The organism is Janthinobacterium sp. PAMC25594 (genome assembly GCF_019443505.1).
In the GTDB taxonomy this organism is placed as follows: Bacteria; Pseudomonadota; Gammaproteobacteria; order Burkholderiales; family Burkholderiaceae_D; genus Janthinobacterium.
Window position 1 is genome coordinate 3840871 of record NZ_CP080377.1, and the last position, 18719, is coordinate 3859589.

An 18719-nucleotide genomic window follows, 5' to 3' on the forward strand; every position below is an offset into this window, starting at 1 on the left:
TATCCTGTCCATCTTTGTATATCACCCGAGATTTCTAATGGCAAATTACGTCTACACCATGAATCGCGTGGGCAAAATCGTCCCGCCCAAGCGCCAGATTCTGAAAGATATTTCCCTCTCCTTCTTCCCAAGCGCGAAGATCGGCGTGCTGGGCCTGAACGGCTCCGGCAAATCGACCCTGCTGAAAATCATGGCCGGCATCGACACCGACATCCAGGGCGAAGCCGTGCCGATGCCGGGCCTGAACATCGGCTACCTGCCACAGGAACCGCAACTGGACCCGGGAAAAACCGTGCGCCAGGAAGTCGAATCGGGCCTGGGCGAAGTGTTTGAAGCGCAAGCCAAGCTGGAAGCCGTGTACGCCGCGTATGCCGAGGAAGACGCCGATTTCGACGCCCTGGCCACGGAACAGGCACGCCTGGAAGCGATCATCTCGACTTCCGACGGCGGCAATTTGAATTTGCAGCTGGAAATGGCCGCCGACGCGCTGCGCCTGCCGCCCTGGGATGCCAGCATCGGCGTGCTGTCCGGCGGTGAAAAGCGCCGCGTGGCGCTGTGCAAGCTGTTGCTGTCCAAGCCCGACATGCTGCTGCTCGACGAACCGACCAACCATCTGGATGCGGAATCGGTCGACTGGCTGGAACAATTCCTGCTGCGCTTCCCCGGCACCGTGGTGGCCATCACCCATGACCGCTACTTCCTCGACAACGCAGCCGAGTGGATCCTGGAGCTGGACCGCGGCAGCGGCATTCCATGGAAGGGTAACTACTCGACCTGGCTGGAACAGAAGCAAGCCCGCCTGAAACAGGAAGAATCGACGGAATCGGCACGCCAGAAGGCGCTGCAGAAGGAATTGGAATGGTCGCGCCAGAACCCGAAAGCGCGCCAGGCCAAGTCGAAAGCCCGCCTGGCCCGCTTCAACGAGCTGTCCGAGCACGAATACCAGAAGCGCAACGAAACGCAGGAAATCTTCATTCCCGTGGCTGAACGCCTGGGCAATGAGGTCATCGAGTTCAAGAACGTGTCGAAAGCGTTCGGCGACCGTTTGCTGATCGACAATCTGAGCTTCACCGTGCCGCCAGGCGCCATCGTCGGCATCATCGGCCCCAACGGCGCCGGCAAGTCGACCCTGTTCAAGATGATTACCGGCATGGAACAGCCGGACAGCGGCGAAGTGGCCATCGGCCAGACGGCGCGCGTCTCCATCGTCGACCAGAATCGCGGCGACTCGCTGTCGGACAGCAAGACCGTCTTCCAGGACGTGTGCGGCGGCGCCGACATGTTGACGGTCGGCCGCTTCGAAATGCCGTCGCGCGCCTACCTGGGCCGCTTCAACTTCAAGGGCGGCGACCAGCAAAAAATCGTCGGCAATCTGTCCGGCGGTGAACGTGGCCGTTTGCACCTGGCAAAAACCTTGCTGGCGGGCGGCAACGTCCTGCTGCTCGATGAACCGTCGAACGATCTGGACGTGGAAACCCTGCGCGCGCTGGAAGACGCCTTGCTGGAATTTGCCGGCAGCGTGATGGTCATTTCGCATGATCGCTGGTTCCTCGACCGTATCGCCACGCACATCCTGGCCTTCGAAGGCGATTCGCAAGTCACCTTCTTTGACGGCAACTATCAGGAATACGAAGCGGACAAGAAGAAACGCCTCGGTGAAGAAGGTGCCAAGCCGAAACGTATCCGCTACAAACCGCTCACCGTATAAATCGGGTGCAGCAATGCAAAAAGGCAGTTACCTCGCGGTAACTGCCTTTTTTTTCAGCAAACTTCTGATAAATTAGAAGTTATAGCGTGCGCCAAGAGCTAAGCCCGTCGCCTTGCGGCCCTGGTCGGCACTCTTGCCGAAGTGTTCCACTTCCGCCGTCAGCGAGACTTTCTCGTTGATCGCGTACTGGGCACCGACGGAAGCGTACACGCCCGTCTTGTCGTTGCCGCTGATGCCGGTCGACAGGCCTGTGCCGCTCAAGCTATTCTTGACCTTGGCCACACCGAGCTTGCCGAACACGCCGACTTTATCGCTCACCGGCATGCTGGCCTTGCCGGCCAGGTAGTAGCCGTGCGAATCGCTTTTCACGGAACCGTTGCCGGTGCTGGTGACATAGCTGTAATCCTTGCTGCCGAAATCGGCGTAACCGCCCTCGACCGCCCAGGTTTTATCGAAATCATAACCGGCGAACACCTTCGCGCCCGCCTTGTAGCCGCTGTGATTATCGGCGCTGGTGGCGCCAGGAATATCGAAGCTATAACGGTTGCCCGTGACGCCGGCACCCACATAGGCGCCTTCGGCGTGCGCGGCGCTCATGCCGGTCAGTGCAGTAGTGGTAGCGATCATTGCAAACAGGATTTTCTTCTTCATCATGTTCTCTCTCTTAATTAGTTGACTTGCCTGGATTCGCAGTTCAGCGAAGTGCGATGACTACACAATAACAGCCGAAAAAAGCTACGTCTTTCTCCATTCCGTAAGAACTGTGACAAGATGTAAGCGGAGATTACAAACTGACAATAACCGTAAAATGCGCACCGTTGAGCGAACTTAAGATAGACTTAAGAGAAATTTGAATTTCAGACGAACAGGAGAGGTGCATGCACAAACGCCAGTTTCTCGCCGCCGCCATGGCGGCCACCGCCCTGCCCGCCATCGCCCGGGCAGCGCCCGCCGGCCTGCGCGGTCCGGCCTTGCTGACCATCACGGGCAGCATCGCCAAGCCCAACCGGGGTCCGTTCGACGCCGTGCGCGACCAGATGATGCACAAGCAGAAAGTCAGTTTTGAGCGGGCGCGGGCATTCGACTTTGCGGCGCTGACGAACTTGCCGGCGCGCACCATCCATCCCACCCTGGAATACGACGGCAAGGCGCATGCCCTGCGCGGGCCGCTGCTGGTCGATGTCTTGAAGGCGGCAGGCGCCCCGGAGGAAGATGATGTGCGCCTGCTGCTGCGCGCCGTCGATGGCTATGCGGCGGCGCTGACCGTGGCGCAAGTGCGTGCGCAGCGTTTTATTGTCGCCACCCACCTCGACGGGCAGGCGATGGCGCTGGGCGGCCTGGGGCCGCTATGGGCGATCCACGACGCGGACCGCATCGCGGCCGTGGCGGCACTGCCCCTGGCCGAACGCTTCGCCAGCTGCCCGTGGGCGCTATATCACATCGGCGTGGAGGCTGGCTGAAGCGATTGAGATAAATTACGCGTAGGCTTCCGCCATCGACATAACCCGTGGGGAGATAGTGATGCCGTGCTCCTCGAACAGCGCCGTGATGGCGGCCAGGTTGAGCGCGCATTCCTCGGTTTTCCAGCCCTTGAAGATATCCGTGCCATCCTTCTGGAAATGCAGGTCCAGCACTTTGCCCGCATCCTTGTGCAGGTAGGGCGAACTATAGGTGTTCTCGAAACCGAGCGCCTTCAATTGTCCCAGCAAGGCCTGTGGCGGATGGTCGGGATCGGTGGCGAGAAAAACGCCGAAGGTCTTGCCCGGCGGCTTGGCGGCGATGTCGACCTCATAAATGCCGGGGGCCTTGCTGACAGACGTACTCTTTAAAAATAACATACTACACTCCCTGCGCGTGGTGTCCTGCGCCGAAAACGGACGGCAAGACAGGGGCGGTGCGCAATGATTCCCATCGTCAAATCTTATTGCTAATTTGCATCTTTGTCGACAAATCGGCACTTTTATTTGGTAAGTCGTGGTTATCTTGTCGCGGATGCCAGCGTAAATTATCAATAAATCCAGTTATCATTGCGCCAATACCCGGCCTGCTGCATACTTTTGGATTGCGTAAAGATTGCCTTCCCGCCTGCCACTTCCTCGTCTCCATGCGCCTTCTGTCGATCAAGTACCGCCTGCTCATCCTCCTGACCCTGATCCTGGGGGCGGGCTTCATGGCCACCAGCCTGGCCAGCTACCTGGCCTCGCGCCAGGCCATCGAGCATGGCATCGCCGACCAGACCTTGCCGCTGACGGGCGACAACATTTACTCGGAAATCCAGAAGGACATGCTGCGCCCCGTCTTCATCTCGTCGCTGATGGCGCACGATACCTTCGTGCGCGACTGGATACTCGCCGGCGAAAGCAACCCGGCGCAGATCGTGCGCTACCTGGCCGAAGTCAAGAAGAAATACGGCGCCATCACCAGCTTTCTCGTCTCGGACAAGAGCAGCAAATATTACTATGCCGAAGGCACGCTGAAATCCGTCAGCCCGGAAGCGACGCGCGACCTCTGGTACTACCGCGTGCGCGCCATGGACAAGACCGATTATGAAACCAATGTCGACGTGGACATGGCCAACCGCGACAGCATGACCATCTTCATCAACCATCGCGTGGTCGACTATGACGGCCAGTTCATCGGCGCCACGGGCATCGGCCTGACCCTGGACACCATGAGCCACATCATCGACCGCTACCAGGTGCGCTTCCACCGCAACATCTACTTTGTCGACGGCGCCGGCGCCCTGGTACTGGCGGGCAAGACCATGCGCGAGGGGCGCGGCAACATCCGCAATTTACCCGGCGTGAGCAGCATTGCCGAGCAGATCATCAACCACCAGAGCGCACCGACGCACCTGTCCTACCAGCTGGGCCATGCGCAAATCCTCGTCAACTCGCGTTTCATTCCCGAACTGGGCTGGTACCTGGTGGTCGAGCAGAACGTCAGCGACGAAGTGCAGTCGCTGCAGCGCGTGTTCATCTTCAACCTGGCCATCAGCTTTGGCGTCACCCTGCTGGTACTGCTGCTGACTTTGCTGACGGTGAACCGCTACCAGCGCCGCATCGAGCGCATCGCCTCGACGGATGCGCTGACCGGGCTATTGAACCGCCAATCGCTGGAATTGCTGTTCCAGCGCGCCATGCTCCTGTCCAAACGCAACGAGCAGCCGATGTCGGCCATCCTGTTCGACATCGATTTCTTCAAGCGCGTCAACGATACGCATGGCCACCTGTGGGGCGACAAGGTCATCCGTGGCGTGGCCGACGTGGCGCGCGCCACCGTACGCGAAAGCGACGTCATCACGCGCTGGGGCGGCGAGGAATACCTGGTGCTGCTGAATGACTGCAGCCTGGCCAAAGCGGTGGAAGTGGCGGAAAACCTGCGCGCCGCCATCGAACGCCACGATTTCGGCCTGCCCGCGCCGCGCGTCCCCGTGACGATCAGCCTGGGCGTGGCCGAGTACCGGCCCGACGAAAGCGAATCGGCCTTCTTTTCGCGCGCCGACAGCGCCTTGTACCAGGCCAAGCATCACGGCCGCAACGGCGTGCACGCCGCCTGAGTCATCCTCCGCGCTTGCGCCTGGCCAGATCTTGCGTTGGCGCCACCAGCGCCCGGTACAACTCGCCCGTGGCGGCATCCCAGCTTTGCACCGCCTGCTGCTGGCGTTGCACGGTGGCCGAATCTCCGCGTGCGATGGGCCCGGAGAGCGCGGGGGCGGCGCCCAGGCGGAACACATTGGCCACCGCTTCCGTCACCAAAGGCTGGGCCAGCTCGCGCGCCACCGGCTCGGGAATGCCGGCCGCCTGGTAGGCGCGCAAGGCGGCGTCGAGCACCGTCACCAGGTAATTGCTGGCAAACACGGCAGCGGCGTGATACAGGGTCTTGGCGGCCGGGTCGATGGGCACGGGGCGCGCGCCGATGGCGATCAAGGCCGGCGTGAGGAAAACCAGCGCCAGCGGATCGCCTTCGACGCCGCAAAACGTGCCGTCGAAGGTGGCGGCCACCTGCTGCGGGTCGGCAAAGCTGCGGATCGGGTGGGCGCTGGCGACGAAAGCCCCGGCCTGCGTGGCCGCCAGCAGCACGTTCGAGGCCAGCGCGCCGCTGCAGTGAAACACGATGGCGCCGGCCTGGCGTCCCTCGGCCGCCAGCGCCGCGCAGGCCGGGCCGATCTGGTCGTCCGACACGGCCAGCAGGGTGACGTCGGCGTGGCGCAAGGCCGCATAGCTGGCGACGGGAGTGCCGGCGCCGATGAAATCGACGGCCGTCTGCGCCGACGCCATCGAGCGCGTCAGCACGTCCTGCACCGCGATCCCGTCCACGCCGGCGAACAGACGGCCCAGCACACGGCCAACATGGCCGGCGCCGATGATATTCAATGTCACGTTCATGATGATGTTCTAAAAACCCGATCCCGGCTGGCGCAGGAATTCCAGCTCTTCCGGCGTGGAAGCGCGGCCCAGGATGGCGTTACGGTGCGGGAAGCGGCCGAAGCGGGCGATCACTTCCTGGTGGCGCTGCGCATAATCAAGCATGCCGTCAAAGCCGGGCTGCGCCTGCGACAGCAGCTGGAACAGCTCGACGGCGCGCGCCTGCATGGCCAGGTCTTCCGCATGTTCGAACGGCAGGTAGGCGAAGGCGCGCAGCATCGGCGGCAGCCGCTGGTCGAGCCCCTGCCGCGTCATGGATAGGGCGAGCGACAGCGCCTGGGCGTCGCCGGCAAAGGCGCGCGGCGTGCCCCGATAGACATTGCGCGTAAACTGATCGAGCACGATAAGGCGCGCCAGCGCGCCGTGCGGCGTCGCGTCCCACGCGCGCAAGCCGCCCTCGATGGCGGCATCGATCAGCGTGCCGAAACGCGCGCGTATGTGCGCATCGAAGGCGTCATCCTTGCGGAACCATTCCACGCGCGACTGGCCGTAGTCAGGGTTATCCGGCGGCAGGAACCAGAAATCGAGTACGTCTTGAGCCTGTGCATCCATGTCCATCCTTTTCAGTTGCGTGCGTGCGACAGCTGGAAGCCGGCGATGCCGTCGAAGGCGGCCAGTTCGGCCGACATGGCCGACAGGCTGGCACCCGTGTTCTTGCCATGCGCGATAGCGACAAAGCGCCACTCCTGCATACCGTCCGTGCTGCCGATGGTCAGCGAGCCGCCGGCGATGTCGTAGCCGCGCTTGGCCGCCATGCGCCGCAGCGCATCTTCGCGCGGAACAAAGCCTTGCTTGAAGCGCATGGTGATGGCCACTGCGTGGCGCGACGGCAGCCAGTTCTCCAATTTTGACAGAAAAATCATCGCCATCGCGCACATGAAGGCCAGGCCCATGGCCGACAGATAAAAGCCGATGCCGACCATGATGCCGATCACGGACGAGGCCCAGATCGAGGCGGCCGTCGTCAAGCCGCTGATATTGAAGCCTTCGCGCATGATGACGCCGGCGCCGAGGAAACCCACGCCCGTGACGATACCCTGGATGATACGCGTGGGGTCGCTGCCGACGATGGCGCCATGGCCGCCATACCAGAACTCCGGATAGCCGCCCAGCACCGTCAGCGCGGCCGACGCCATGCATACCAGGCCATACGTGCGCATGCCGGCGGCGCGCCCGTGATAGGAACGCTCATAGCCCACCAGCAAGCCCAGCAGCAACGCGCCCAGCAGGTTCAGCAGGATCACGCCGTTCGTCGCCAGCTCGGCCGGCGACCAATAGGCGCGCAGGAAGTCGATGGTCGGCATCTAGGGCTTTTTCGTCAGCTGCTTTTCAAACGCCACATCGAGCTTGCTGACGCGGCGCGCCTTTTGCGGTCCCAGTCCATTCACGAAGGCGACAAAGGCATCGAGTTCCAGCGGCGGGCACAGGGGCGGCAAGCCCGGGCCTTCGGTCAGGAAAAACAGTTCATCGCCCGTGCGCGCCATCGTGTAGAGGCGGTGGCCGGTGCGTTCCTTGAGCCGCTCAATGGCGGAGGTGGCGCGGGTCGAACGCATCAGATGGCTCCCGTGCGCTGTTCCAGCCACGCCAGCGCAGGCGCATCGGCCTGCGCAGCCAACAGCGGCGCGAGACGCGCGCGCACGGTGGCGTGGTAGTCGTTGAGCCAGGCCGCCTCATCGTCGCGCAACAGCGAGCGCTCGACGCAGCGTGTGTCGATCGGGCACAGGGTCAATGTCTCGAAGCGCAGGAATTCCCCGAACTGCGTCGTCCCTGCGGGAACATTCAGCACCAGGTTCTCGATGCGGATGCCCCACTGGCCAGGGCGATAAATGCCCGGTTCGATGGAGGTGATCATGCCGATCTCCATGGCTGTCTGCGGCTCCGGCATGGCCGACTGGGAAATCGATTGCGGCCCTTCATGGACGTTGAGGAAAAAGCCCACGCCATGGCCCGTGCCGTGGCCAAAGTCGATGCCCTCGGCCCACAGCGGTGCGCGGGCGATAGCGTCCAGCATGGGCGACTTCACGCCGCGCGGGAACTGCGCACGCGACAGGGCGATCATGCTGCGCAAGACCAGGGTGAAATCGCGCTTGTGCTCAGCGGTGATGCTGCCAACGGGGACGACGCGCGTGATATCCGTGGTGCCGCCCAGGTACTGGCCGCCCGAATCGATCAGCAGCAAGCCGTCGCCTTCGATGGTGGCCTCACTGCCCGCATGGGCGTGGTAATGCATGATGGCGCCATGCGCATTGAAGCCGGCGATGGTGCCAAAACTGGGACTGACAAAATGCGCACGGCGCGCGCGGCATGTTGTCAGGTGTTCGTCGACGCCGATTTCCGTCAGGGGCGCGCGCTGCGGGTCGGCCAGGGTGCTGTCTAACCAGCTGAAAAATTCGCACAGCGCGGCGCCATCCTGCTCCATGGCGGCGCGCACGTGCGCCGCTTCGCTATCGGTCTTGCGCGACTTTGCCAGGGTGGTCGGATTGATGGCTTCGACCACCCGCACGCCCTCGGCCACGGCCTGGCGCGTGCCAAACGTGATGCGGCGCGGGTCGAGCAGCAAGGTGGCGCCGGCCGGCAGCGCGGCCAGCGCGGCCGCGGTACGGTCATACGCGGCCACGTCCACGCCTTCGCTTTCCAGGGTAGCGCGCAGGATAGCGGGCAGCTTGCCGTCGGCGACGAACAGGGTGGCGCGCTCCGGCCCCACCAGCGCATGCGCGAGGAAGACGGGGTTGTAGTTGACGTCCGCGCCGCGCAGGTTGAACAAATACGCGATATCGTCGAGGGTGGAAATGACGTGGTGGCTGGCGCCGTGCGCCGCCATGCTGGCGCGCAGGGCCGCCAGTTTGTCCTGGCGCGACAGGCCCGGATACGCCGCCGCGTGTTCCACCACAGGCGCGGCGGGCATGGCCGGACGCTGCGGCCACACGGCTTGCAGCACATCGGTATCCGTGCGCAGGATCACTTGCTCGCCCAGCGCCTGCTGCAGCAGGCGCGCATTGGCCAGGCCCAGCACGGCGCCATCGACGGCCACCGTCTGCCCCGGCCGCATAGTCTCGCCCAGCCAGTCGATATACAGCACGCTGGCACCGGACGGGATTTTCTTCAGGACGATGCCGCTGCCGGCCAGTTCGTCTTCCGCCTGCTCCCAGTAGCGGCCATCGGTCCACACGCCGGCGAAATCCTGCGTCACGACCAGAGTGCCGACCGACCCCGTAAAGCCGGACAGCCACTCGCGGCCCTGCCAGCGGGCCGGCAGGTATTCGGACAGGTGCGGGTCGGCCGAGGGCACGATGCAGGCGTCGATGTGCTGCGCGCGCATGGCGCCGCGCAGTTGCGACAAACGGGAGGCGGGAGTGGATTGGTGGTCAGGTGTCTGCATGGGAGCGAAAATGGAGCGGTGCCGGGAAGCGTCTATGATACCGCGATTAGCAGCCGGGCTGCACTCGGTGCAGCGCCATTAGCGCCCCGGCGGCGGCGGCGATTTTTTCCAGCAGCGCCTCGTCGTAGGGTAGCCACGGCACGGCGCCCAGCTTGCTCCCCTTCGCTGCCACCTCGATCGCCACCTCGGCGCCATCCTTCTTGACCCTGCCGGTGGTCAGGTGGATCGCATGCCCGCCCACCATCAGGTGGCGCGCTTCGAGCGCCATGCGGCCATCCTCGATCTGCTCCGCGAATACCTGTTCCAGCACGGCGCGCCGCATGCCCGCCATCGGCCCCGGTGCCAGGTTGGCCAGGTAAAACAGGCGCTGTGCGCGCTCCACGCTTTGCTCGTCCTCCACCAGCGCCAAGGCGCTGGCGCTGACCAGCAGGTCCACCGCGCGGCACGCTTCCGAATACGCCACCGGCGCCATCGGCATCATCTGCGCGGGCGCCAGCCCGTTTGACGTGCAGGCGCCGCCCGCCCCCGGATACACGCGTCCCTCGATGCGCAGCGACGCGCGCCAGGCACCGAACTGGCGCGACAGGCCTTCATCGTAGTCCAGGCGCCAGCCTTCGCGGCGCGCCAGTCCCAGCAAGGTGTGCAGCGACAGCTGGTAGCCAGCAAATGGGGCACTGCCGTCGCCGGGTGGTGCATATATTTCGCGATAAACCTGGCGCAGCGGCTGGCGCAGGCGCCGCCGCGCGAGCAGCGCCTGCCAGGCGGCGCGCTGCTCCCCGCTGCCGTGCAGGGGATGCCACAGGCCGATCTCGCCTTGCCCGGGCAAATCCACTGGCTGCCCTGCGCATCGATGGCGCCCTTCCCGTCAAGCATAAAGGCCAGCCCATCGCCCGTGCGCCACACCAGCGCGCGTGCCACCGCGTCGATATCGACATCGTCGCGCAGGGCACGCCATTGCTCCAGGCCAAACCACACCTCGCTGGCGTAGCCCGCTTCCAGGCGGCGCGCCAGCATGGCCTGGCGCCGCCTGCCCATGGGGCCCGGCATGCCGATCCTCCAGGCGATATCGGGCCGTTCGGCCAGCGCCCGTTCGGCCGGTTTCAGATTGCGTTCCAGTTTCTTGCGGATGCCCGCATGGCGTACCTGCGCCAGCGCCTCGCGCAGGGCCAGCAGGCTTTCGGGCGTGGGGACGGTTTCCACCGCATGGCCCAGCGCCATCGCCAGCGATTGCGACGGCGCGCTCTTGGCCGCGCCGGGCGCCACGCATGCCAAAGGCAGCAAGACGGTGATCGCGGGCCTGAACCACGCATCATCGCGATAAGACGCCACCCGCGCGGCGCGCGCCAGCACCGCAGAGTCTGCGGTGGCAAAGGCGGCATCGGCCGCATACGGCACGCTGCCGTCATGGATGGCGGCGATATGGCGCGCCGCCTGTTCCAGTATCGTGCGCCCAAAATCGACATACGCCACATCGTCGGCCAGCACTTCGGCGGGGTCCGCCTCGCCGATGCTGTCGCGGTTCCAGTGGCCGCTGTAGCGCGAGCCGGCCAGCGCCAGCAGGGACGCTTGCGCCAGCTGCGGCAGCACGGTGAGTTCCTGCAAGGTCAAGGGCATCGGGTAGCGCGCATGGCGCTCGTCCATCATCTGCCCGAACTGGGCCGGGGCGTCGCCACCGGCCAGCTGCGCCAGCAGCCAGGCGGCAAAATGCTGTTCGCCCCAGTGCTTCGGTTCATCGAGGATGCGCAGCGCCAGCTGCGCGCTGCCTTCCGGTGGCGCGCCGCGCAGGCAAGCCAGACAGCCGATTGCGTAATCCCAGTCGTGCACGCGGGCCGCGTCCAGCGCGTCGAGGAACATGTCGCCGGCCAGCGCCGGTGCCAGGTTCACGCTGCTCGCTTGTGCCAATAGCGCCATCGCCAGTGCGCGCCGCGCAGGATCGTCATGGCCGAAGCGCGCCGCGCGGTGCAACGCACCCCAGATGGCGCCCAGTTCTTCGGATGCCCAGTCTTTAAAATCGACCGGCGGCCCCGTGAAACGCACATGCTCGACAAAGCCGCCATCGAGGCGTGCGCGCAGCGCCGCGGCGCGAGTGGACTCAGATGGCATCATCGGCCTCGTAGCGGCGCAAGCCTTCCAGGTCCAGCACGCGGATGCCGCCGTAATCGAGGCGCAATAAACCCTTTTTTTCCAGCACCTGCAAGGCCTGGTTGGCGCGCTGGCGCGAAGAGCCCGACAGCAGGCCGATCTCTTCCTGCGACAGCTGCACCAGGGTTTCCACGCCCGGGTACAAATGCGAGTTGAACATCGAGGCCAGGCAGCGCGCTACGCGCGTGTTCAGGTCGAGCAGGCGCTCGTTTTCCACCATGCCGATGAACTGGCCCAGGCGCTCATTGAGCTGCATCAGCAGGAAACGCGTGAATGGCAGACTCGTTTCCAGCAGCCAGTGGAAGGTGGCACCGGGCAGGCGCGCCACGCGCGTGTCGCGCAGCGCCATGGTGTCGTATTTGCGGATTTCGTTTTTCAGCAGCGAACCTTCGCCAAACCAGCTGCCGGGCGGCACGCCGATGAAGGTCATGGCCTTGCCGGAGGCAGAAAAATTATTCATCTTGACCATGCCGCTGATGACGCCGATCCAGTTGTCCACCGGCTCGCCCTTGCGGCAGACAAAGCCGCCTTTCGGCACGAAGGTTTCAAACACATCCGCCTCGACGCGGGCCATTTGCACGGGATCGAGCAGCTGCGCCCAGTTGGCCGCGCGCACGGCATCCTTCAGCGTGATATCAGGGTAGGTCATTGTGCGATGCACCATCGAAAAGTGGGTAAATGTCCCCGAAAAGACAACTCGGCAAACTAACGCAAGCTACTATCATTGCACAAACGCCTGATACATAAAAACACAGAGCGCCATCCAACGAGGTGGAGCCTGAGACAAGCAACAGGGAGACACTGGTGCAAACGACTACCACAGCAACGATGCCGACTTTTCCACGGCGCTTATTGCAACACGGGATAGTACGATCCGACAAGCCCGCCTTTCGCGAAAAACACCTGGGTATCTGGCAAACCTGGACCTGGTCCCAGGTCAACGAGGAGGTGCGCGCGCTGGCCTGCGGCCTGGCTGCCATCGGCTTCCAGCGCGGCATGAACCTGGCCATCATCGGCGACAACCGTCCCCGCCTGTACTGGGCCATGCTGGCAGCGCAAAGCCTGGGCGGCGTGCCCGTGCCTCTGTACCAGGACGCGCCGGCCGCCGACATGGCCTACGTGCTGCAGGACGCGGAAATCCGCTACGCCATCGTCGAAGACCAGGAGCAGGTCGACAAGCTGCTTGAACTGAAAGCGCTGTATCCGCACGTCGCCCACATCGCGTATGACGATGAACGCGGCATGCGCCATTACCGCCAGCCGGAGCTGACGTCCTTTGCCGCCCTGCAGGTGCTGGGCCGGGCCTACGACCGCGAGCATCCGGGTTTTTATGAGGCAGCGGTGGAAGCCGGTGCCGGCCACGACTCGGCCGTCATCCTGTACACCTCGGGCACCACGGGCAAGCCGAAGGGCGTGTGCCAGAGCCATACGGCGCTGCTGGCCGCCGGCGTTGGCGGTGTGGCCTTCGACAAGCTCACCGACGAGGAAGATATCCTCTCCTACCTGCCCATGGCGTGGGTCGGCGACTGCCTGTTTTCGCTGGCGCAGGCGATGGTGGCCGGCTTCACCGTCAACTGCCCCGAATCGGGCGACACGGTGATGATCGACATGCGCGAAATCGGCCCCACTTGCTACTTTGCGCCGCCGCGCGTGTTCGAAAACATGCTCACCAGCGTGATGATACGCATGGAAGACGCGAGCAGCATCAAGCGCCGCATGTTCAGCCATTTCATGGACGTGGCCAAGCGCTGCGGCGCGCAGATCCTCGATGGCAAGCCCGTGTCGCTGGCGGATCGCCTCAGCTACAAGCTGGGCGAGCTGCTGGTCTACGGTCCCCTGAAAAACGTGCTGGGACTGTCGCGCGTGCGCGTCGCCTACACGGCCGGCGCCGCCATCGGCCCCGACCTGTTCCGCTTCTACCGCTCGATCGGCGTCAACCTCAAGCAGCTGTACGGCTCCACCGAAACCTGCGCCTATGTATGTCTGCAGCCGGACGGCAATATCAAGTTCGACAGCGTGGGCCTGCCCGCACCGGGCGTGGAAGTCAAGCTGGCGGCCAATGGCGAAGTGCTGGTCAAGTCGCCCGCCACCATGAGCGGCTACTTCAAGCGTCCCGATGCCACCGCCGAAGTGATCGATGCCGACGGCTACTTTCATACGGGAGACGCGGGCGTGTTCGACAGCGAAGGCCACTTGAAAATCATCGACCGCGCGGCCGATGTCGGCAAGCTGACGTGCGGCGCCATCTTCGCGCCCAACTACATCGAAAACAAGCTCAAGTTCTTCCCCTTCATCAAGGAAGTGGTGGCCTTCGGCCATGCGCGCGACCAGGTGTGCGCCTTCATCAATATCGACATCGAAGCGGTGGGCAACTGGTCCGAGCGGCGCGGCATCGCGTATGCCGGCTACACCGACCTGGCCGCGCGCGCCGAAACCTACGGATTGATCCGCGACTGCATCGAGCAGGTCAACGCGGAACTGGCGGCCGATCCGCTGATGGACCGCACGCAGGTGCACCGCTTCCTGGTGCTGCACAAGGAACTCGACCCGGACGACGACGAACTGACGCGCACGCGCAAGGTACGTCGCAAATTCATCGCCGAAAAATATGCGGTGCTCATTTCCGCCCTGTATGAGGGCAAGGCGACGCAATACATCGAGACCCAGGTGAAATTCGAGGATGGCCGCACCGGTTCGACCAGCGCCAACCTGCAGATCTGGGACAGCAAAACGTATCGGCCCCAGGGCCTGGCCGCATGATGGAGCACAGCACGATGCAAATGAACGAACCCGACGCCCATTTCGGCACGGCCCGCAAGACCGGCCCCGTGATCCTCGACCTGAAGAACATCTCGCTGTCGTTCGGCGGCGTGAAAGCGCTGACCGACATCTCGTTTGACGTCAAACAGCATGAAATCCGCGCCATCATCGGCCCGAACGGCGCCGGCAAGAGCTCGATGCTGAACGTGATCAATGGCGTGTACCGCCCGCAGCAGGGCGAGATCATTTACCGGGGCGAGCACCGGCGCGGCATGGATTGCTACGCGGCCGCCAAGTCCGGCATTGCGCGCACCTTCCAGAACATCGCCCTGTTCAAGGGCATGACGGTGCTGGACAACATCATGACGGGGCGCAACCTCAAAATGAAGTCGAATTTTCTCTTGCAAGCCCTGTATTGGGGTCCGGCGCGGCGCGAGGAAATCGAGCACCGCAAGAAGGCAGAGGAGATCATCGACTTCCTGGAAATCCAGGCCATCCGCAAGACGCCCGTGGGGCGCCTGCCCTACGGCTTGCAAAAGCGCGTGGAACTGGGCCGCGCACTGGTGGCCGAACCGGAAATTTTGCTGCTCGATGAACCGATGGCCGGCATGAACGTGGAAGAAAAGCAGGACATGTGCCGCTTCATCCTCGACGTCAACGACCAGCTGGGCACGACGATCGTGCTGATCGAGCACGACATGGGCGTGGTGATGGATATCTCCGACCGCGTGGTGGTACTCGACTACGGCAAGAAGATCGGCGACGGCACGCCCGACGAGGTGCGCAGCAACCAGGATGTCATCAACGCCTATCTCGGCGTGGCCCACTAAGACGCATTGGACACCGTATGAATATCAATTTTTTCTTTGAAGTGCTGATCGGCGGTCTGCTGTCGGGCGTCATGTACGCGCTGGTGGCGATCGGTTTTGTGCTGATCTACAAGGCCTCGGGCGTGTTCAATTTTGCGCAGGGAGCGATGGTGTTTTTCGCCGCCCTCACCTGCGTCGGCATCATGGACAAGTTCGGCCTGTCGCTATGGCTGGCCATTCCGCTGACGATGCTCACCATGATAGCTCTGGGCATGGCGATTGAACGGGTGGTCTTGCGCCCGCTCGTCAACCAGCCGGAAATCACGCTGTTCATGGCCACCATCGGCCTGAGCTTTTTCATCGAAGGCCTGGCGCAGCTGATGTGGGGCTCGCAAGTGCACAAGCTGGACTTGCCCTTCGAAGACGTACCGATGCAGTTCCTGATGGACCGCTTCGACATCAACATCTCGCAGTTCGACCTGATGGCGGCCGGCATCTGCGCGCTGCTGGTGATCTGCCTGGCCCTGCTGTTCTCGAAAACCAAGGTGGGCCGCGCCCTGCGCGCCGTCGCCGACGATCACCAGGCGGCGCTGGCGGTGGGCATCCCGCTGCAGCGCATCTGGGCCGTGGTGTGGGGCGTGGCGGGTCTGGTGGCCATGGTGGCGGGCTTGCTGTGGGGCGCGCGCAACGGGGTGCAGTTCGCCCTCACCTTCATCGCCCTCAAAGCCTTGCCGGTGCTGATACTCGGCGGCTTTACTTCCGTGCCGGGCGCCATCGTCGGTGGCCTGATCATCGGCGCCTCGGAAAAGCTGGCCGAAGTCTACCTGGGCCCCATGGTGGGCGGCGGCATTGAAGGCTGGTTCCCGTATGTGCTGGCCCTGCTGTTCCTGCTGGTGCGCCCGGAAGGCCTGTTCGGCGAGAAGATCATCCGGCGAATATAACACCACCGAAACAGCATCGTAGGTCGGGTTAGCGCATGGCGCGTAACCCGACAACAGCCAAAACAGCCCGCAAAGGACACCCCATGATTTACCGTGAAGCAGGACAATTCAAGACCAGCTACCAGGCTGACAACCAGATTTTCCCGATCCGCCAGGACCGCCTGGCGCTGACGGCCACGCTCCTTGTCGCCGTCTTCCTGCTGCCGTATTTCGCCTCGCCCTACATGTTGTCGGCGATCCTGATCCCGTTCCTGATCTTCGCGCTGGCGGCGCTGGGCCTGAACATCCTGACCGGTTACGCGGGCCAGCTGTCGCTGGGCACGGCCGCCTTCATGGCCGTAGGCGCCTTCGCCTCGTACAACTTCATGGCGCGCTTGCCGGGATTGCCGCTGCTGGTGTCGTTCATCCTCGGCGGCCTGTGCGCGGCCATGGTGGGCATCGCCTTCGGCCTGCCCTCTTTGCGCATCCGCGGCTTTTACCTGGCCGCCTCCACCCTGGCGACGCAGTTCTTCGTCGTCTGGTGCCTGACCAAGATTCCGTACCTGACCAACTACAGCTCCTCGGGCGTGATCACGGTGCAGAAGATGACCATCCTCGGCTACCAGTTCGATACGCCGCAAAGCAAATACCTGCTGGTGCTGGCCATCGTCGCCGGCATGGCGCTGCTGGCCAAGAACATGATCCGCTCCAACGTGGGCCGCTCGTGGATGGCCGTACGCGACATGGACATGGCGGCCGAAGTGATCGGTTTCAGACTGATGCGCACCAAGCTGCTGGCGTTTGCCGTCAGCTCGTTCTACTGCGGCGTGGCTGGCGCCCTGTATGCGTATGCCTACCTGGGCACGGTGGAGCCGGAAGCGTACAACCTGGACCTGTCCTTCCGCATCCTGTTCATGATCATCATCGGCGGCGTCGGCTCCATTCTCGGTTCCTTCCTGGGCGCGGCCTTCATCGTGCTGCTGCCCGTCTTCCTGAACACCATCGCGCACGGCCTGGCATTGCCGACCAGCGTGGCCTCGAACCTGGAACTGATGGTGTTCGGCGCGCTGATCATCTTCTTCCTGATCGTCGAACCACACGGCCTGGCCAGGCTGTGGCAAATCGCGAAAGAAAAATTGAGACTCTGGCCCTTCCCCCATTAAGTTTTTGCAGTCGATGTCGGTTCACTTGAATACCAAATAAAACAAGAGGAGACACACAATGAAACACATCAAATCGCTCATGCTGGCCGCCGCCATCGCCAGTGCCGCACTCACCATGGCCGGCAGCGCCCAGGCGCAGGACAAGGAACAGTACATCGCCCTGCCCTCCTACCGCGTGGGCCCGTACGCGGCCGGCGGCTCCGGTTTCTACGGCGGTGCCATCGACTACTTCAACCTGGTCAACCAGGCCGGCGGCGTCAATGGCGTCAAGATCAGCTGGGAAGAATGCGAAACCGAATACAACCCGTCGCGCGGCGTCGAATGCTATGAGCGCCTGAAAACCAAGCAGGGCGGCGCCACCCTGGTCGAAACCCTGTCCACCGGCGTCGCCTACGGCATTCTGGACCGCGTGGCGCAGGACAAGATCCCCATGACGATGATCGGCTACGGCCGCTCGGACGCCGCCAACGGCAAGGTCTTCCCGTATGTGTATCCGCTGATCTCCAGCTACTGGAGCCAGGCCGCCGCCATGATCAAGTACCTGGGCGACAAGGATGGCGGCATGGACAAGCTGAAAGGCAAAAAGATCGTCCACCTGTACCACGATTCAGCCTTCGGCAAGGAGCCGCTGCCCGTGCTCGAAGCGCTGTCGAAACAGTACGGCTTTGAACTGGTGAAAATTCCCGTCGCGCCGCCAGGCAGCGAACAGCAATCGCAATGGCTGCAAATCCGCCAGGCCAAGCCGGACCACGTGATCCTGTGGGGCTGGGGCGTGATGAACTCCGTTGCCATCAAGACGGCGCAGCGCAACGGCTTCCCGCGCGACAAAATGCTGGGCGTCTGGTGGGCCGGCTCCGAGGAAGACACGATTCCATCGGGCGACGCGGCCAAGGGCTACACGGCGATGACGTTCAATACGCCGGGCAACTACCCCGTGCTCGACGACATCCGCAAGAAACTCTACGCGTCCGGCAAGGGCAACCTGTCCGACCAGTCGCGCGTCGGCTCCGTCTACCACATGCGCGGCGTGACGGCCGGCATCCTGTGGGTGGAAGCGATCCGCGTGGCGCAGGAAAAATTCGGCAAGGGCAAGCCTGTCACGGGCGAGCAGATGCGCTGGGGCCTGGAAAACCTGAACGTCGACGACGCGCGCCAGAAGGCCGTCGGCGCGCTGGGCATGTTCCCCACCGTGAAGACCAGCTGCGATGACCATGAAGGTTCGGGCGCCGTGAAGGTGCAGCAGTGGGATGGCAAGAAGTGGATCGCCATCACGCCGAAATGGATCGTCGGCGACAAGGCCCTGGTGCGTAAACTCGTCGAGGAATCGTCGGGCAAGTACGCCGAAGAGAAAAAGATCACGCCGGCGTGCATGAAGTAAGCGGCTCTCGGGGTGGCGTCGGATTACGGCCTG

17 protein-coding genes and 1 pseudogene are annotated in these 18719 nt (G+C 63.5%); 8 read left to right on the plus strand and 10 right to left on the minus strand.

Annotation, left to right across the window (positions count from 1 at the left end):
• The first annotated feature begins 37 nt into the window (after nucleotides 1–37).
• Nucleotides 38–1708, plus strand: a complete 1671-nt coding sequence (gene ettA, locus KY494_RS17270; protein ID WP_219887644.1) for an energy-dependent translational throttle protein EttA — start codon at nucleotides 38–40, stop codon at nucleotides 1706–1708.
• A gap of 72 nt (nucleotides 1709–1780) precedes the next feature.
• Here the strand turns inward: ettA and KY494_RS17275 are convergent, their stop codons facing one another.
• Nucleotides 1781–2362, minus strand: a complete 582-nt coding sequence (locus tag KY494_RS17275) for a porin family protein (protein WP_219134062.1) — start codon at nucleotides 2360–2362, stop codon at nucleotides 1781–1783.
• 224 nt (nucleotides 2363–2586) lie between these two features.
• Between KY494_RS17275 and KY494_RS17280 the strand changes: the two genes are divergently transcribed.
• Nucleotides 2587–3168 carry a molybdopterin-dependent oxidoreductase gene (locus KY494_RS17280; protein ID WP_219887645.1) on the plus strand — a complete coding sequence of 194 codons (582 nt, stop codon included), beginning with the start codon at nucleotides 2587–2589 and terminating at the stop codon, nucleotides 3166–3168.
• Between the two features lie 15 nt (nucleotides 3169–3183).
• On the opposite strand, the gene KY494_RS17285 is transcribed toward KY494_RS17280, so the two are convergent.
• Nucleotides 3184–3546 carry a hypothetical protein gene (locus KY494_RS17285; RefSeq protein WP_219887646.1) on the minus strand — a complete coding sequence of 121 codons (363 nt, stop codon included), beginning with the start codon at nucleotides 3544–3546 and terminating at the stop codon, nucleotides 3184–3186.
• Between the two features lie 224 nt (nucleotides 3547–3770).
• Between KY494_RS17285 and KY494_RS17290 the strand changes: the two genes are divergently transcribed.
• Nucleotides 3771–5267 carry a sensor domain-containing diguanylate cyclase gene (locus KY494_RS17290; protein WP_258194291.1) on the plus strand — a complete coding sequence of 499 codons (1497 nt, stop codon included), beginning with the start codon at nucleotides 3771–3773 and terminating at the stop codon, nucleotides 5265–5267.
• A 1-nt stretch (nucleotide 5268) separates the two neighbouring features.
• Here the strand turns inward: KY494_RS17290 and KY494_RS17295 are convergent, their stop codons facing one another.
• From KY494_RS17295 to KY494_RS17325, 8 genes and pseudogenes are all read right to left on the minus strand, one after another.
• Nucleotides 5269–6096, minus strand: a complete 828-nt coding sequence (locus KY494_RS17295; RefSeq protein WP_219887647.1) for a Rossmann-like and DUF2520 domain-containing protein — start codon at nucleotides 6094–6096, stop codon at nucleotides 5269–5271.
• A 9-nt stretch (nucleotides 6097–6105) separates the two neighbouring features.
• A complete protein-coding gene (locus KY494_RS17300) occupies nucleotides 6106–6693 on the minus strand; it encodes a DUF924 family protein (RefSeq protein WP_219887648.1) in 588 nt (195 codons plus the stop codon).
• Between the two features lie 5 nt (nucleotides 6694–6698).
• Nucleotides 6699–7439 carry an MgtC/SapB family protein gene (locus KY494_RS17305; RefSeq protein ID WP_219134067.1) on the minus strand — a complete coding sequence of 247 codons (741 nt, stop codon included), beginning with the start codon at nucleotides 7437–7439 and terminating at the stop codon, nucleotides 6699–6701.
• A complete protein-coding gene (locus tag KY494_RS17310) occupies nucleotides 7440–7688 on the minus strand; it encodes a hypothetical protein (RefSeq protein ID WP_071079957.1) in 249 nt (82 codons plus the stop codon).
• Nucleotides 7688–9514, minus strand: coding sequence for an aminopeptidase P family protein (locus tag KY494_RS17315; protein WP_219887649.1), 1827 nt, complete (start codon nucleotides 9512–9514; stop codon nucleotides 7688–7690). Before KY494_RS17315 ends, KY494_RS17310 begins: the two co-directional genes overlap by 1 nt.
• Before the next feature lie 46 nt (nucleotides 9515–9560).
• Complete coding sequence (locus KY494_RS29795) at nucleotides 9561–9995, minus strand: hypothetical protein (protein ID WP_258194292.1); 435 nt, start codon at nucleotides 9993–9995, stop codon at nucleotides 9561–9563.
• A 186-nt stretch (nucleotides 9996–10181) separates the two neighbouring features.
• Nucleotides 10182–10346: pseudogene (locus tag KY494_RS30175) on the minus strand (DUF4132 domain-containing protein); the annotation flags it as partial.
• 1260 nt (nucleotides 10347–11606) lie between these two features.
• Nucleotides 11607–12305 carry a Crp/Fnr family transcriptional regulator gene (locus KY494_RS17325; protein WP_219134071.1) on the minus strand — a complete coding sequence of 233 codons (699 nt, stop codon included), beginning with the start codon at nucleotides 12303–12305 and terminating at the stop codon, nucleotides 11607–11609.
• A 179-nt stretch (nucleotides 12306–12484) separates the two neighbouring features.
• On the opposite strand from KY494_RS17325, the gene KY494_RS17330 reads away from it, so the two are divergent.
• The 5 genes from KY494_RS17330 to KY494_RS17350 all read left to right on the plus strand — a co-directional run bounded on the left by KY494_RS17330 (nucleotide 12485) and on the right by KY494_RS17350 (nucleotide 18686).
• Entirely contained in the window at nucleotides 12485–14416 is a 1932-nt protein-coding gene (locus KY494_RS17330; protein WP_219887651.1) for an AMP-binding protein, read from the plus strand.
• Nucleotides 14417–14430: 14 nt separating this feature from the next.
• The gene (locus tag KY494_RS17335) at nucleotides 14431–15246 is read left to right on the plus strand and encodes an ABC transporter ATP-binding protein (protein ID WP_029496076.1); all 816 of its coding nucleotides are present in this window, start codon (nucleotides 14431–14433) and stop codon (nucleotides 15244–15246) included.
• A 23-nt stretch (nucleotides 15247–15269) separates the two neighbouring features.
• Entirely contained in the window at nucleotides 15270–16166 is an 897-nt protein-coding gene (locus KY494_RS17340) for a branched-chain amino acid ABC transporter permease (protein WP_219891629.1), read from the plus strand.
• An 83-nt stretch (nucleotides 16167–16249) separates the two neighbouring features.
• Entirely contained in the window at nucleotides 16250–17308 is a 1059-nt protein-coding gene (locus KY494_RS17345; protein WP_034752817.1) for a branched-chain amino acid ABC transporter permease, read from the plus strand.
• Nucleotides 17309–17366: 58 nt separating this feature from the next.
• A complete protein-coding gene (locus KY494_RS17350; RefSeq protein ID WP_099761113.1) occupies nucleotides 17367–18686 on the plus strand; it encodes an ABC transporter substrate-binding protein in 1320 nt (439 codons plus the stop codon).
• The last annotated feature ends 33 nt before the right edge of the window (nucleotides 18687–18719 follow it).